This is a genomic window from Pseudomonas sp. St316, assembly GCF_018325905.1.
In the GTDB taxonomy this organism is placed as follows: Bacteria; Pseudomonadota; Gammaproteobacteria; order Pseudomonadales; family Pseudomonadaceae; genus Aquipseudomonas.
The window spans coordinates 3,701,857-3,716,491 of record NZ_AP021901.1; the positions used below are offsets into that span (position 1 = coordinate 3,701,857).

Sequence of the window (14,635 nt, forward strand, 5' to 3'; positions counted from 1 at the left end):
CCACGTCGGTTAAGTTCCATCCTCAGGCCATTTTGCACGTTAACCAGGCGCTCCAGAAAAGACTGCTGAAGAACCGGGTGGCACTGCCAAATCCTGCATCATTCAGCAGTTTTTGAACCGCGGCCTCGGAATGTGGAGGGTCGGCGCCTTGAAGGATCTTGCCAAGCTTGACCGTCACTTCTTCCGGGCTTGCACCATGCTGTCGCCACCTTTGCCCCCAGGCCGCGAGGAGTAACGGCTGACTGGCATACGCATATTGGTTTGCCGCGACAATCAGCGGCGCCCCCGGCTTTAGATGGGCCTGGATGGAGCGTAATATTTTCGACTTGGCTTGATCTCCGTCGAGATGATGGAGTACACCGATCAAGGTAGCGGCATCGTACGACCCGTTTGCTACCAGGTCCTCAACATGCCCAAGATGCAGGGTGGTTCTTTCAAGCAAGTTGTTTGCGGCTAATTGCTGCTTCGCGGCCTCCAGCATAGGCCCGGACGGATCGACGGCAGTGAAGCGCCAACCCGGCTCCAACTTGGCCATTGCAACGATCTCTTGCGCCGTACCGCCAGCGCCCACCACCAGTATTTTCGCCGAGCCCACGTTCCCAAGGGTCGCCGCCAGCATGCACGCCGTCAGGTCCTGGCAGGCGTCGTATCCAGCGAGCGCAATGCGGCTCTGCCGGCCGTACTCATTGGCCCGTGAAGTATCAAATTTTTCCGCTGCATTAAACGAGGATGATTTCAAAGCGCAGGTCTCCGTGTCCTGCAATCAAGCTACGCCTCGCTTTTGGATAAGAAAAATTCATTAATTTTATGGGCAGCATTCCCATAAGGAATATCGGTTTCCATCGGCAGGATTTTGCGTGGTCAGCCTATTGCGGCTTGCGACAAACATATGGAAATACGAATATGCATTGTCCATATATAGATCCCGCTTTCGGCTCTGCATCTGAGTCTCTGATTTGCGCCAAAAGCGGTCGGCCCGGTGGTTTACTTAACCACGTCCCCCAAATCCCACTCATCCAGACCGGGCCCAAACAGGTTCTAGACCGGATCGGAGAGGTGTAATGACTGAGTTCTGCAGCGAAACCCCGCATGACTTTCCAAATCTTGACCTGTCACTCTTCGACGTACCCACAGCGGAAAAACTCGCAAAGAGTGCAGAACCAGAACATAAACCACGCATACTTTTGCTGTACGGATCGACCCGCGAGCGCTCTTTCAGTCAGTTGCTGACACGCGAAGCGGCGCGCCTGTTGGAACTCATGGGTGCCGAAACCGCGATCTTCGACCCGTCCGGGCTGCCACTGCCGGACGATGCCCCCGTCGATCACCCCAAGGTGCAGGAACTGCGCGACTTGGTGATGTGGTCGGAGGGCCAGGTCTGGTGCTCGCCAGAACGCCACGGCTCGATGTCCGCGGTTTTCAAGGCACAGATCGACTGGATCCCGCTCGCACTGGGCGCGGTTCGTCCTTCGCAAGGCAAGACATTGGCGGTGATGCAGGTGTGCGGCGGCTCGCAATCCTTCAACACGGTGAACCAACTTCGCGTGCTGGGTCGCTGGATGCGCATGGTCACGATCCCCAATCAATCCTCCGTCCCCAAGGCCTTCCTTGAGTTCGACGAAGCCGGGCGCATGAAGCCATCGTCCTATTACGACCGGGTCGTCGATGTCATGGAGGAACTGATGAAGTTCACCTTGCTGGTGCGCGGCAGAGAAACCTATCTGGTCGATCGCTACTCCGAGCGCAAGGAAAGCGCCGAACCAGGGTCGAAACACCATGGATGAACGCCAAGCAACCATCAAACACAAGATCCGCGCCGTGGTCATGCGCAGCGAGTCCGACGAGATCACCTATCGATCAGAGTGGCTCGGTTACCTGCCCTTCCCGGTTTTTCACTGGATTGAATACCAAGGTGAAAGCTTTTCCAGCGACTTTCCGTTTGATTGGACCCTTGAGGATCTGCTGATCCTTGAGCGGACTGGGTTCCTGGAAAAGCTTGAAGCTTACGAAAACCCGGAAGACAATTTTGATCGGGACATCAAATATCGCGTTCACGTTGGGCGCATATAACCGCTGACTGAACAGAATGGACGAGCTCGCGCGGCAAGCAGGTGTTGAAGTTCGCCTCAATAGCTTCTGAACAAAGCGAGCAACGCAACAGTCGGAGCAACAAGACCCCGGCAAAGAACCCTGGCTCATGCCCCTACGATCCGCTGCCCTCGCTACGTTGTTCACTTTGGCTGCCAGCACGGCAGCCGCCGCGCCGGAACCGCTGCGCCTGGTAAGCCTGAAACGCTGCGGCGACCTGCTCGAAACCCAGCAGCAGGACTGGTGCCTGACCGTTCGCGGACTGGGCGAAACAACGCCGCCACTGAAACTGGGCGCAAAGGTGATCCCCGCGAACACGATCCAGCGCGAAGGGAAAAACCTGCGCTTGCGCCTGGACAGCGCCGACTACCAGAGCGGCCCGCTGTGGCTGCAGGACGGCCCGCGCGCCAGCAATGCCGCCTGGCTGAGCCTGCGCAACAGTCACGTACTGGCCGCCAGAGCGGACGAAGTGGCGAAGAACATGGATGGCCTGACCACCTACGTTGACCTGGTCAGCGTGCTGATTGAGGAAGACCATGACGGCCGCCAGGAGGCCGAGCGCCTGGCCCGCAAGTACGGGGCAACGGTGGTCGGCAGCATCGCGCCGCTGAACCTGTACCAACTTCGCTTGCCGGCCAAGGACTTGGTGCAGCGCGACGCCCTGGTGCTGCGCCTGGGCAGCGAGACCAGCGTGGACGCCGTGGTCATCGAAGAGTCCTCGGCCGAAGAAACCGAGCAAGCCGCAGCCCATCCCGAAGAACCGAAGAAGCCAGCCCTGGACTCCGATGAGTGGGCCGCGAATCGCTTTCTCGACGCGGTGAATTATTACCAACGGCGCATCCCCGGACGCCAGCCGCCCATCCAACCGCAACCGGTGCGCATCGGCCTGATCGAGCGTGATGTGGATTTCGACACGACGGACTTTGCAGACGACCTCGGCGCCTGCTCACCGCCGCGCACCTGTGTCTACGCCCGCGATGCAGACAAACCGGACAACCACGGCACGACTGTCGCCGGCATCCTCGCCGCGCGCTGGGACGACAGCGGCAATACCGGTTTTCTCCGCGGGCTGGACAAGACCAGCGGCGGCTTCGAGGTCATCGTCGAACGTAATTCCGATGCCGGGATCACCGCCAACATCGCTGCCTCGGTCAACCTCGTGGAGGACGGTGTACGCGTGCTGAATTGGAGCTGGGGTATCCACCGCGTCGGCGCCAAAGACGTCAAAGGCGATGACGTCGACTCGCTGCTGCGCTCGGGCATCGCCATGGGCGGCTACGAAGAACTGCTGGAAGAGTTTTTTCTTTGGCTGCGCAAGGAACATCCAGACGTGATCGTGGTGAACTCCGCCGGCAATGGCGCTTCGTTCTCGGGCAGCGATGAATACCGCCTGCCCTCCTCCTTCATCACCGAGCAATTGCTGGTGGTCGGCGGGCACCAGCGCAGCGAGCATACCGGCGTCGCCGTTGACGACCCGGCCTATGCGGTCAAGCGCAGCTCCTCGAACATCGACATGCGCGTCGACATCACCGCCGCCGCTTGCGCCCATGCCTCGACGACCAACGCCGGCCAGCAAGGCGCAGTGCATTGCGGCACGTCCTACGCCACGCCCATGGTCGCGGGACTGCTGGCGGCGATGCTGTCCATCAACCCGCAACTGCAACCTGAGCAACTGCGCATGCTGTTACGCCGCAGCGCCATGACCATCGGTGACAACCACGACTTCGAACAGATGGACGCCGAAGACCTCACCGCCCCTATCCTGCCGTCGGAGCGCCGTTATCAACTCAACGACAAAGACGTCGGCCGCTCGGCGCGGTTGGACATGCAAAAGGCCCTGGACCTGGCCGCGCAAAGCCGCGACCGCGTACGTTGACAGTCAAGGTCACGTCTCACTCAAGACAATGTCTGCCTTACGCGGGCAAAACCACCCATGCATCAGCCCCGCCTGGAAGAACTGTACCGGAGCCTCGAACCCAGCGCTCTCGATGAGACCGGCGACCTGCTGTGTCGGCAGGACAGCCACGTCTCGGGCGTAGGCGGCACGCGCTCTTGCCAGCATTTGCGGCTGTACGCCTGCCGAGGACATCAGCGTCATCCAGTTGCGCAGTAGTGCCTCATAGGCCGGTGACTCGGTATCAGCGGCGAGGTCGGCGTTTGCCAGTATTCCACCCGGCTGAAGCCGACGGGCGATCTCGTGAAAGAACGCTATACGGGCTTGTGGCTCGAGCAAAAACTGAGACACCAGAAAGCAGGTAGCGCCGTCGTGACCAGGCTCGGCAGGCAGCGCGTCGAGGTAACCTTGGTGAAAGCTGCAACGCGAAAGGAAGTCTCCTTCTACCGCTTTCTGCCGGCAGATATCGAGCATGGCGCCCGAGGGGTCAACGGCAGTGAAATGCCAGCCGGGATTATGCTTGGCCAGGTGGGTCAGTTCCGCACCGGTGCCCACGCCGACACAGAGTATCCGGGCATTGTCCGGTAAATCAGCGAACACCGCGTCAAGCAGGGTGTACAGGGCGTCACGAATGGGCGCCATTCCCGCCCATTGCTTATCGTAGCTGGCGGCCTGCTGGTCGAATAAGGCCTTGAGTTCTTCATTGCGCATGGAGAGCACCTTCCTTTTTGTCGTAGTCGGCCAATCATGGAACCAGTCGGTAGGTGGACTGCACCAGCCCCGAAGGAAAGCTGCGGCTGGACACCAGTTTCAAATCCACATCCCGCTCAAGTCCGCCGAACAATGGTCGCCCCGAGCCGATCAACACGGGAACGGCAGTGATCACCATATCGGTGATCAACCCATCGCGCAGAAACGACTGCACCACCCGACCACCATCCACATAGACACGCTGCACGCCTTGGCTCGCCAGCTCATCCATCAGATCACCAGGGGCCAGGTTGGAAAAGCGCACTTTGCCCTCCAACGCCTCGGGTATCGGCGAATCGACCAACTGTTCGGACAGCACCACCACGGGCAGCTCGTAAAACCAGGTGTCGAAGGTCAGCACCTTTTCATAGCTCCCGCGCCCCATCACGATCACGTCTTTGTCGGCGATGAAGGCTGAATAGCCGTGGTCTTCGGACGGATCGTCGCGCTGTAGAAGCCAGTCGATGTCACCGTCGGGTCGGGAGATGAAGCCATCCAGGCTGGTGGCGATGAAGACGTGGGCGGTGGGCATTTGTGGCTCCTTATTGTGGGGTAGCGCTCGTCGGACCAGAGAAAGACCTCAAAAATCCTTCAACGCTCAACGCTGCTCGATCATGACGCGCATCGATCGCGGTGAGTGGAATGGCCTCCTCCTTCCAATACTGACAAAAATAGGCGCTTAGAGCGCTGCGCGATGGAGCTCGGCGCCTGGACGCCCCTAGCAGCAACACAGGCAACCGCCGATCAGCGGTTGATCCGGGTCGTTTTCGAGAAATGTGACCCTGACTTCCATGCCCGGCCGGGGCGGCCCAGTTTTGCAACGCCAATTGGAAGCGCCCTTCAGCCAACAACAACTCTTGTCGTCAAATCTATCTTCGCGGTCCCAGGGGAGCTTGACCTTGATCCGTGCGAAGCAATCATGCCCGATCTCGTCGTCCTCTAGAGAGAGCACTACAGCAGTCTGGTTGCATAGTATCCGGGGTTTCTCGTGAGCCAACGGCGGACGATAGGACACATTCCACGCAAGAGCGATAAAGCGATTGCGGTAACCCTGATGGAAGTCCCCCCCGTTCTCAGTGTTGCCACTGGCGACGTTCTCACTCGACGCCTGTACTTGCTTGCCTTCGTGGATGACCTGAGTCAGGAGCCACGGGGCGTTCCACTCTTGGCGCGGATGGCCGGAGATTTCCAGCACATGGCCACTGACTAACGGGGTCTGGTCACTCTGCCCTTGAGCTTGACGATAAACCGCGTGGGAGTGCTCCAGAGTACGAAGACGTTCTGGGCTATAAGCAGTGGGCTGCCCAATCCTGGGAAAAACCGACTGATCATCCCCAAAGACCAGCACGTGGCCTTGAGCCCTGTGCTGGAAGTGAAAGTGAATACCTTCTTCTTCGCACAAGCGCTGAATAAAGTGCAAATCCGTTTCGTCGTACTGGGCACAGTAATCACGCTCTGGGTAGGTCGCCCCCAGATGAAACCGATAGGCGTCGCCCAGAATGCCGTGCTCTTCCAGTATCAAGGCGACGATTTTCGGCACCGGGAACTGCTGATAGATCCTCTGGTTGATGCGATGACGCAAGTAGGACAGGTGCGGTACGAGGGCCAGTCTGTAGCGCGTCAAACGCTGACCGTTGCTGCTGTGAGCGATGTGGTAGATCCGTCCATGAATGCCGTTGCCCTTCGAGTCGAAGGTCAGAAAGGCCTCTACGTCGAACAGGCTTTCGAGATCCAGGTCGGACCGCTCGCTAACAAACTCCACATTGAAGAGGTAAGGCCTGCTGATCGCCTCTTCTCCAGTGAATGCGAGCACTTGAAAATCTTGCTCAAAACCGTCGATTGTCAAACTGAAGTGCGTTTGATTGGCTGGGTTGAACATCCGCTGTTCTCTCTTTAAAACCTGCAGCTCGCCCCACGCCCACATATAAATAAAGGCTTGTATCGAGCGACAGGCGACAAATCAAGTCAGGTCACACACCGCTCTTCACTTTGGTCCAGATCCGCGTGCGAATCCGCTCCAGTTTCAATGGCAGTGGCTCAAGTGGAATAAGTGTAGCGAGCGTTTTTTTGTCTGGATAAATCCAAGGATTGTCTCGCAGCTTCTGCTCGACGAACTCAGTGGCATCTTTATTGGCGTTTGGGTAGAGCGTGTGGTTTGAGGTCTTGGCAATGATTTCTGGTCGCATCATATAATTAATGAACGCCATACCTTCCTTGGGATGGGGAGCATCTTTGAGCAAAACCAGATTCTCCGACCAGGACAACGCGCCTTCGCGAGGAAGGCTGTAGGCAATCTTGCGCCCGGTGTTGGCCTTCTCGTTGATGGCCTGTGCAGCAAGGGCACCGTTGGCCCATCCCACAACGGCACAGATATTACCGTCAGCCAGGTCAGCGTCGATTCTGGACGAGTCGAAATAGAGGACGTAAGGACGGATTTTTAACAATAAGGCTTGGGCTCTCTGGTAATCATCCGGGTTCTTGCTATTGCTAGGGAGTCCAAGGTAATTCAATGCAATCGAAATAATCTCACTTGGAGAGTCGAGCATTGCCACACCACACGACTGGAGCTTACTGATATTTTCTTCTTTGAAGATCAAGTCCCAGCTATTCACCGGCGCACTATCACCCAACACGCCCCTGACTTTGTCAACGTCATAACCAATGCCGGTAGTGCCCCATAGATAGGGAACAGCGTAGCGATTACCAGGATCATTGACCGCGAGCTGGGACAAGAGATCAGGATCGATGTGTGAAAAGTTACTCAGTTGACTACGATCCAACGGCTGAAGGACTCCCGCCTGGATCAGGCTTGGCAACACATTGGAAGTGGCCACAACCACGTCATAGCCGGTGCGCCCAGCCATGACCTTGCTCTGCATGATTTCGGCACTGTCGAACGCATCCATATGCACGCGCGTGCCAGTTTCCTGCTCGAACTCCTTTGGCGTCTGCGGCGCAAGCAATCCGAACCAGTTATACAGATACATTCCGGGTTCTACAGCCGCTACTGATGTGCTTATCCCGGCACAGAGAAGCGCTGCGGAAAAAATGGTTCGCAAATGTGACTTTCTCATGCAACATCCTTGTCAAGACGATATGCCCTCATGGCCATCGTAAACCCTGGCAGCGAATATACCGGGTGTTACCGAATAGTAAATACCTACGAATACTTACCTTTGACCTGCGAATCCCTAACCCTAAAGGGGTAGAAAATGCCGTTTGACCTCCACAGCCTGGCTTGGCATCGATCGATTGGAAAGCTGATCATGCAATTGAACCGACCGGATTTCTGGAGTTCACTTGTTCGCACGTTAAATGAGTATGTACAGATCGATAATTGGGTTGTATTGATTTTCAGCAATCAACACGTGCAGGTCGTTAGTCTTCCCGAGGTCGCAGACGCGGAAGAAGTCGATGCATTCATTCATCGCTACGTGAAGGGTCTTTACTTGCTGGATCCGTTCTATATAGCCAATCGGGAAAATCCACAGAGTGGTTTCTTCCACCTGTTGGATATAGCACCGGAATACTTTCTTGAAACGAAGTACTACCATCAATACTTTGCCCAATACATCTCTGCGGATGAGGCGCAATACAATGTCCAACTCGATCCCGACAGGACGTTATGCATCTCCATCGGCAGCAAAGTCCGCTTTAGCCAAGAACAGATTACCCTGCTTGACATCATCAAGCCGTGGGTCACTGCATTGATGCATCAGCGCATGGGCTTTGAAATCGAGGTAGAAAAAACCCTGACTGAGCCGCCTCTGTGGCCGGAAACGGTCAATCAGCTTGGCACCCAAATAACAGCACGCGAGAGTGATGTGCTCCGCTTATTACTCAGCGGCTTCTCCAATAAAGAAATAGCCGGAAAGCTGTCCCTCTCGGCAGAAACCATAAAAGTTCACCGCCGCAACATTTACGCAAAATTAAACATCAAGTCACAATCGGAGCTCTTTGCTCGATTTTTCATGCCCAAACAGAATGTTCCCGCTACACATTGAAGTCAGGGCAGCGGGCTGATTGACGCGGTCACGCGCCTGCAAGCATCAAGTTCAGATTCTGCACCGCCGCGCCAGCGGCACCCTTCCCAAGATTGTCAAACACCGCAGCCAGCAAAACCTGTCCGGTCTCATCATTCCCAAACACCGACAATCGCAAGTCATCCGTTCCGTTAAGCGCTTGAGGATCAAGGGACGTCAACGCTTTAGCTTCTTGCATCGACATCACGTGGACATGACTCGCATCGGCGTAGTGCTGCATCAAACACCCATGCAACTGCACCGCGCTCACACCTGGCGCCAGCCATCGGGTTTGCAAGGGTATGGTCAGCACGATCCCCTGCCGAAACGCGCCGTAGGCCGGCACAAACATCGGCCGCTGCGTCAGTCCGCTTTGCTGCTGAATCTCCGGAATATGCTTGTGTGCCAGCCCCAACCCATAGACTTGAAACGCCGACGCCTGTGCCGCGCCTGCCCCCTCATGCTCTTGCACGCCGACGCGTCCTTTTCCGGAATAACCCGACACGGCATGAATGCTCAGCGGGTAATCCCTGGGCACCAATCCGGCCTCCAGCAATGGGCGTAGCAGCCCGATCGCCCCCGTTGGGTAGCAACCGGGATTGCTCACCCGGCGCGCGGCGGCGATGCGTTGGGCCTGTTGCGCATTCATCTCTGCAAAACCATAGGTCCAGTCTGGATGGGTGCGGTGCGCCGAACTCGCATCGATCACCCGAACGGCGGCGTTTTCGAGGGTCGCTACAGCGTCGCGTGCGGCTTGGTCGGGCAAACAGAGAATCGCGATGTCGCAGTGGTTGATGGCTTCGGCGCGGCGCTGCGGGTCCTTGCGATGTTCAGGGCTGAGTGTGAAAAGCCGCAGATCGCTGCGCTCGCGCAGACGTTGATGGATTTGCAACCCGGTGGTGCCTTGGTCGCCATCGATGAATACAAGGGGACTAGCCATGGAATGCTCTCGGACATTGAAAATCAGGAGCCCAATCTTCGGCGACGCTCTAAGATAGTAAAAGTTGAATTTATAAACGATGAAATTCAGTTTTACTGAACAAGGAACCTCTCATGCGCGAAATCAGCCTGGACCGTCTGCGCACGCTGGTGGCGATTGCCGACCTGGGATCATTTGCCGAGGCCGCCCGTGCGTTGCACCTTGCGCCGCCCACCGTCAGTTTGCATATCGCCGACCTGGAGGCGCGCGTGGGCGGCAGACTGTTGTCGCGTACGCGCGGGCGCGTTCAGCCTTCAGCGATAGGGAACACGCTGGTGGAACGCGCGCGGCGCCTGTTGGCAGACGCAGAGCAGGCGCTTGAAGACGTGGAACGTCAGGTACAGGGATTGGCCGGGCGTGTGCGGCTAGGTGCCTCGACAGGGGCCATCGCACAGTTGCTGCCGTATGCGTTGGAGACATTGAGCCAACGCCACCCCGCTATCGATGTACAAGTGGCGGTGCTCACCTCCCAGGAAACCTTGAAGAAACTGGCCGAGGGCTCTTTGGAGGTTGGTTTGGTCGCGCTGCCGCAGCCGCCGATGAAGGGCTTGCGGATCGAACCGTGGCGACGGGACCCGGTCATGGCGTTCCTGCCAGCTCGCTGGGAGTCCCCGGAGGTGGTGACCCCCGACTGGCTGTCCGCTCAGCCATTGATTTTGAATGACAGCACCACGCGCCTTTCGCGCTTGACTGCAGAGTGGTTCGCCAGTGATGGGCAGCAGTCCGCACCGCGTATCCAACTGAACTACAACGACGCGATCAAAAGCCTGGTGGCGGCAGGATATGGTGCGACGTTGTTGCCCCATGAGGCGGCCACGCCATTGCTTGATAACAGGATCGTCATGCGGCCATTAAAGCCTTTATTGTGGCGTCAACTGGGGATTGCCCACCGCAGTCGGGACATCGAACGGCCTACGCAACATGTGCTGGATGTGTTGTGGGAGCTGAGTGCGCAGTGACTTTGTCAAAGGAAAACCCGGCATGCCGACACTGGACATAAGGTATTCTGCGCGGCGTAAAACACGATCCAGGCTTGCGGCGTGCCACCGCTTGTCACGGCCCCTCGGACGGTCTTGAAGACGGCGCATCAGGAGATCTGCATGTTGTTTGGACATCGGTTCGAGCGCACCGCCCAGGATGACCTGCACATCCATTCGCGCAACGGGGTGCAAAGCGCCTTCGTGCTGCTGGCAGGCCCGTTTGCCTTCATCTTGCCGGTGGCATTCGGCGTGTTTGTGATCGCTGATGAAAACTCGCCTTTGACTGACCTGGATCCGCTGACTTCACTGCTGATCGTGCTCGGACTGCTGCTGATTCCCGCCCTCGGCCTCCTCCTGATGGTGTACACCGGGCTCCAGGAGACCTTGCTGTTGTCGCGAAGCAACGGTGAAGGCAAGCGCCGCACCCGAAACTTTTTTGGACGCCGCGAGCGTGTGCATTCGGTATTCAGCATCGATACCCCCAAATGCCTTGAGCTTCGTCGCCGTCCAGATGCCGAGCCGGCCTACACCCAACTATGGCTGGTGATGCGCGATGGCACCGAACACCGCCTGACGACCGATAACGTTCCGGTAATGCCGGGAAGCAAACGAACCGACTTATGGTTGCGTGAGCTGGCCGACTACCTGAACGTGGCAGTACCCAGCGAAGTCGTCGTGGGTTCGGCAGCGGCCGTGAAGGCCACCTACAGGCCCGCTCCGGCCCCAACCAGCGGTAAGGTCGTAAGGGAAGCCAGGCAGCGCAGGGCCAAGGGGCTCACGCCTTCCCATGAGCCCACCGAAAAACTGGGCACTGCCGCACGCGCCCTGCTCTTGCTGATGGGTGTTTTCCTGGCGGTCCTGGAGCTGACTCACGTCATCGCCTTGGTGCCCGCGCTGTTTAACGGGCGGCTGCGCGTCGGCGGCTTTCGAACGGGTACGACCACCTTCTATTGGGCCGAGCAACCGCTCACCTTTTCATTCAACTTGCTTATGGGCATGGCCGAGGTGTTGATCATTGGATTCATCGCCTGGGGTTGCTTGCGCACGGCGATCCAGGGCCGGATGAATTCCAACCCCTGAGAGCGGTCAATTCGACCACAGCGCCACATAAGCCTCAAAGCAGCCGTTAATGGCAGAATGATCGTTTCGGAGACCCCCATGCTTCGCGTATTTGAACAAAGACTCGACCCCTTCCCGCCCGACGAGGTACCCCCGCCACCCGAAGGCCTGGCCCGGTTCCTGTGGGCCTGCACCCGGGGCGCCCGCGGTTACATCCTTGCATTTGCGCTGCTCAGCGCCGGTGTATCAATCTACGAAGCCTGGCTGTTTTCTTTCCTCGGTCAGGTCGTGGACCTGCTCTCGACCTGGCAAGCCGGTGGTGAGGCGGCGGCGCAGGAACGTCGCGTGCTGTGGGGCATGGGCATCGTCATGGTCGCCAGCATCGGGCTGGTGGCGTTGCGTACCATGGTTCAGCACCAGATATTGGCGATCAATCTGCCGTTGCGGCTGCGTTGGGACTTCCACCGCCTGATGCTGCGGCAAAGCCTTTCGTTCTTTTCCGATGAGTTCTCCGGCCGGGTCACCACCAAGGTGATGCAGACTGCCCTGGCCGTGCGCGACGTGCTGTTCACCCTGATCGAGATCGCCCCCGGAATCGGCGTGTATTTCATCGCGATCATCGCATTGGCCGGCGGATTCGCATTGAAACTGATGCTGCCTTTCCTTGCCTGGATCGTGTTGTTCGGGCTGGCCATGCTCTACTTCGTGCCCCGCTTGGGCAAAGTCGGACAGGAACAGGCCCATGCGCGCTCCTCGATGACCGGACGTATCTCGGACGCCTACACCAACATCACGACCGTGAAGCTGTTCTCCCATTCCAATCGTGAAGCGCACTTCGCGCGCGCGGCCATGGAGGATTTCAAGCAGACTGGCTTTCGCCAGATGCGCCTGGTCAGCCAATTCGAGATCGTCAACCAAGCATTGGTGGTGGGATTGATCATGGCAGCCGGCGGTTATGCGCTTTGGCTGTGGCACCAGGGTGATGTCGGCGCGGGTGCCGTGGCGGCGATTACCGCCATGGCATTGCGTATCAACGGCATGTCGCACTGGATCATGTGGCAAATGACCTCGCTGTTCGAGAGCATCGGTACCGTGCAGGACGGCATGGCCACCCTGACCCGCGGTCCCAAGGTGCAGGACGCACCGCACGCAAAGGTGCTGGTGACCTCCGGCGGAGCGGTCACCTTCGACAAGGTGAGCTTCAACTACAACGGCGAGCGCCAGGTGCTCGACGGCCTGAGCCTGGACATTCGCCCGGGTGAGAAAATCGGCCTGGTAGGTCGCTCCGGCGCGGGCAAATCCACGCTCATCAACTTGCTGCTGCGTTTCTACGACGTCGACAGCGGGCAGATTCGCATTGACGGGCAAGACATTGCCCACGTGACGCAAGACAGCCTGCGCAGCGCCATTGGCATGGTCACCCAGGATACGTCCCTGCTGCACCGTTCCATTCGCGACAACATCGCCTACGGCCGCCCCGATGCAAGCGACGCACAAATCCGCCGTGCCGCGGCCAATGCCCAAGCCGACGAGTTCATCAGCCAACTGAGCGACCGCCAGGGTCACAGCGGCTACGACACCTTGGTGGGTGAGCGCGGCATCAAGCTGTCGGGCGGCCAGCGCCAGCGCATCGCGATTGCCCGAGTGATGCTCAAGAACGCCCCGATCCTGCTCCTGGACGAGGCAACCAGCGCGCTGGATTCGGAAGTCGAAGTGGCCATTCAGGAAAGCCTCGATGAAATGATGCAAGGCAAAACCGTCATCGCCATCGCCCATCGACTGTCCACGATTGCGGCGATGGATCGACTGATTGTCATGGATGATGGACGCATCATCGAACAGGGTACCCACGTTGAATTGCTCGCCAGGAACGGCATCTATGCGCGGCTGTGGCACCATCAGAGTGGCGGGTTCCTGGGTGAAGACCGAGGGGTGAGCGAGGCGATGGAACAGGAATGAGCGTGTAGCCCGGTGCTGATCTGCAAGCCGCCGCGATTTGTAATCAAGGGACGCAAGCATGAGTGCAACATGCTGGAATGAAGGCAGCGGCCGCATTCGCGAGCGCCACCTTCATCTCGTATCAGTTACGCGTCCTTAATGCGTGCCTCCATGGCCTTTTCGGCGTTGAAACCATCGAAATTCTCGAAGACGCCCATGAAGCCGGGAACGGTCGACTCGCGCGACCAGTCGCGCTGCAGCTCGCAGTACATCTGCACGCGACTGATGAGCTTCGCGCCCGCCTGTTCCATTCGGCGCAACGCGGCCTCGTGCGCGGCGAGTGACGTGCCGCCGACCGCATCGATTGGCACATAGACCTCATAACCTTCCTGAATCGCGTCGAGTACCGGGAACGTCAGGCATGCTTCGGTCCAGAGCGCGGTCATGATGAGCTTCCTGCGGCCAATCGCTTTGACCGCCTGCTTGAACTCGGTGTCCTCCCAGCTGTTGATCGAGGTGCGGTCATAGGTTGGTAGGTGGCCGAGCATGTCCTGCAGTTCCTGGATCGGCGGCTTGTTGCGGCCAGTCGCGACGTTGACCGTCGAATGGATAATCGGAAGGTTGTAGTTGACCGCCGCCTTGGCAACGCTCGTGATGTTGAAGACAAGCTCATCACGGGACATTGAGCGGATCGAGGAGACCTGGATCGGCTGGTAGTCGATGATGATCAGTGCCGAGTTCTCAGGGGACAGGAGCTGGTCAGTCTTCGGGTTGCGGATATTCTCGCTTGCCATTGGCAAATCCTTTTATGGGTCATCCACACGTGTGGGAGAAATGTTTTTCCGGACGGCGTTCGCCAGCGGCGACGTTGCCCGGAAGAACCATTGTGCTGTTCCCATATTCGATGCAGTAGTAGCATTGCGAG

Annotated in this window: 14 protein-coding genes; 7 read left to right on the forward strand and 7 right to left on the reverse strand. The window is 58.2% G+C overall.

Annotation, left to right across the window (positions count from 1 at the left end):
* Positions 1-22 precede the first annotated feature (22 nt).
* On the reverse strand, positions 23-739 hold the full coding sequence (locus KI237_RS16475; protein ID WP_212796150.1) for a class I SAM-dependent methyltransferase: 717 nt from the start codon (positions 737-739) through the stop codon (positions 23-25).
* 322 nt (positions 740-1,061) lie between these two features.
* On the opposite strand from KI237_RS16475, the gene arsH reads away from it, so the two are divergent.
* The 3 genes from arsH (at position 1,062) to KI237_RS16490 (ending at position 3,964) form a co-directional block, all read left to right on the forward strand.
* Positions 1,062-1,784, forward strand: coding sequence for an arsenical resistance protein ArsH (gene arsH, locus KI237_RS16480; protein WP_212796151.1), 723 nt, complete (start codon positions 1,062-1,064; stop codon positions 1,782-1,784).
* The gene (locus KI237_RS16485; protein WP_212796152.1) at positions 1,777-2,070 is read left to right on the forward strand and encodes a hypothetical protein; all 294 of its coding nucleotides are present in this window, start codon (positions 1,777-1,779) and stop codon (positions 2,068-2,070) included. Before arsH ends, KI237_RS16485 begins: the two co-directional genes overlap by 8 nt.
* A gap of 127 nt (positions 2,071-2,197) precedes the next feature.
* Positions 2,198-3,964, forward strand: coding sequence for a S8/S53 family peptidase (locus KI237_RS16490; protein WP_212796153.1), 1,767 nt, complete (start codon positions 2,198-2,200; stop codon positions 3,962-3,964).
* A gap of 9 nt (positions 3,965-3,973) precedes the next feature.
* On the opposite strand, the gene KI237_RS16495 is transcribed toward KI237_RS16490, so the two are convergent.
* From KI237_RS16495 to KI237_RS16510, 4 genes are all read right to left on the reverse strand, one after another.
* Entirely contained in the window at positions 3,974-4,693 is a 720-nt protein-coding gene (locus tag KI237_RS16495; protein ID WP_212796154.1) for a class I SAM-dependent methyltransferase, read from the reverse strand.
* Positions 4,694-4,727: 34 nt separating this feature from the next.
* Positions 4,728-5,264 carry a dihydrofolate reductase family protein gene (locus KI237_RS16500; RefSeq protein ID WP_212796155.1) on the reverse strand — a complete coding sequence of 179 codons (537 nt, stop codon included), beginning with the start codon at positions 5,262-5,264 and terminating at the stop codon, positions 4,728-4,730.
* 186 nt (positions 5,265-5,450) lie between these two features.
* On the reverse strand, positions 5,451-6,611 hold the full coding sequence (gene tssI / locus KI237_RS16505; RefSeq protein ID WP_212796156.1) for a type VI secretion system tip protein TssI/VgrG: 1,161 nt from the start codon (positions 6,609-6,611) through the stop codon (positions 5,451-5,453).
* Positions 6,612-6,702: 91 nt separating this feature from the next.
* A complete protein-coding gene (locus tag KI237_RS16510; RefSeq protein ID WP_212796157.1) occupies positions 6,703-7,806 on the reverse strand; it encodes a polyamine ABC transporter substrate-binding protein in 1,104 nt (367 codons plus the stop codon).
* Positions 7,807-7,944: 138 nt separating this feature from the next.
* Here KI237_RS16510 and KI237_RS16515 point away from each other — a divergent pair, with 138 nt between their 5' ends.
* Complete coding sequence (locus tag KI237_RS16515) at positions 7,945-8,736, forward strand: response regulator transcription factor (protein WP_212796158.1); 792 nt, start codon at positions 7,945-7,947, stop codon at positions 8,734-8,736.
* A 28-nt stretch (positions 8,737-8,764) separates the two neighbouring features.
* Here KI237_RS16515 and argC read toward each other — a convergent pair whose 3' ends face one another.
* On the reverse strand, positions 8,765-9,694 hold the full coding sequence (argC, locus tag KI237_RS16520; RefSeq protein ID WP_212796159.1) for an N-acetyl-gamma-glutamyl-phosphate reductase: 930 nt from the start codon (positions 9,692-9,694) through the stop codon (positions 8,765-8,767).
* A gap of 113 nt (positions 9,695-9,807) precedes the next feature.
* Here argC and KI237_RS16525 point away from each other — a divergent pair, with 113 nt between their 5' ends.
* The 3 genes from KI237_RS16525 (at position 9,808) to KI237_RS16535 (ending at position 13,731) form a co-directional block, all read left to right on the forward strand.
* Complete coding sequence (locus KI237_RS16525; protein ID WP_212796160.1) at positions 9,808-10,692, forward strand: LysR family transcriptional regulator; 885 nt, start codon at positions 9,808-9,810, stop codon at positions 10,690-10,692.
* Positions 10,693-10,833: 141 nt separating this feature from the next.
* Positions 10,834-11,793, forward strand: coding sequence for a hypothetical protein (locus tag KI237_RS16530; protein WP_212800630.1), 960 nt, complete (start codon positions 10,834-10,836; stop codon positions 11,791-11,793).
* 78 nt (positions 11,794-11,871) lie between these two features.
* Positions 11,872-13,731 carry an ABC transporter ATP-binding protein gene (locus KI237_RS16535; protein ID WP_212796161.1) on the forward strand — a complete coding sequence of 620 codons (1,860 nt, stop codon included), beginning with the start codon at positions 11,872-11,874 and terminating at the stop codon, positions 13,729-13,731.
* Positions 13,732-13,856: 125 nt separating this feature from the next.
* On the opposite strand, the gene KI237_RS16540 is transcribed toward KI237_RS16535, so the two are convergent.
* On the reverse strand, positions 13,857-14,504 hold the full coding sequence (locus KI237_RS16540) for a hydrolase (RefSeq protein WP_212796162.1): 648 nt from the start codon (positions 14,502-14,504) through the stop codon (positions 13,857-13,859).
* Between the last annotated feature and the right edge of the window lie 131 nt (positions 14,505-14,635).

What these genes read in the sequence shown, in the direction of transcription:
- KI237_RS16535 (WP_212796161.1), top strand. Translation starts at nt 11,872, where the DNA reads ATGCTTCGCGTATTTGAACAAAGACTCGACCCCTTCCCGCCCGACGAG.
- KI237_RS16515 (WP_212796158.1), top strand. Translation starts at nt 7,945, where the DNA reads ATGCCGTTTGACCTCCACAGCCTGGCTTGGCATCGATCGATTGGAAAG.
- KI237_RS16540 (WP_212796162.1), bottom strand. Translation starts at nt 14,504, where the DNA reads ATGGCAAGCGAGAATATCCGCAACCCGAAGACTGACCAGCTCCTGTCC.
- arsH (WP_212796151.1), top strand. Translation starts at nt 1,062, where the DNA reads ATGACTGAGTTCTGCAGCGAAACCCCGCATGACTTTCCAAATCTTGAC.
- argC (WP_212796159.1), bottom strand. Translation starts at nt 9,694, where the DNA reads ATGGCTAGTCCCCTTGTATTCATCGATGGCGACCAAGGCACCACCGGG.
- KI237_RS16510 (WP_212796157.1), bottom strand. Translation starts at nt 7,806, where the DNA reads ATGAGAAAGTCACATTTGCGAACCATTTTTTCCGCAGCGCTTCTCTGT.
- KI237_RS16525 (WP_212796160.1), top strand. Translation starts at nt 9,808, where the DNA reads ATGCGCGAAATCAGCCTGGACCGTCTGCGCACGCTGGTGGCGATTGCC.
- KI237_RS16495 (WP_212796154.1), bottom strand. Translation starts at nt 4,693, where the DNA reads ATGCGCAATGAAGAACTCAAGGCCTTATTCGACCAGCAGGCCGCCAGC.
- KI237_RS16530 (WP_212800630.1), top strand. Translation starts at nt 10,834, where the DNA reads ATGTTGTTTGGACATCGGTTCGAGCGCACCGCCCAGGATGACCTGCAC.
- KI237_RS16490 (WP_212796153.1), top strand. Translation starts at nt 2,198, where the DNA reads ATGCCCCTACGATCCGCTGCCCTCGCTACGTTGTTCACTTTGGCTGCC.
- tssI (WP_212796156.1), bottom strand. Translation starts at nt 6,611, where the DNA reads ATGTTCAACCCAGCCAATCAAACGCACTTCAGTTTGACAATCGACGGT.
- KI237_RS16500 (WP_212796155.1), bottom strand. Translation starts at nt 5,264, where the DNA reads ATGCCCACCGCCCACGTCTTCATCGCCACCAGCCTGGATGGCTTCATC.
- KI237_RS16485 (WP_212796152.1), top strand. Translation starts at nt 1,777, where the DNA reads ATGGATGAACGCCAAGCAACCATCAAACACAAGATCCGCGCCGTGGTC.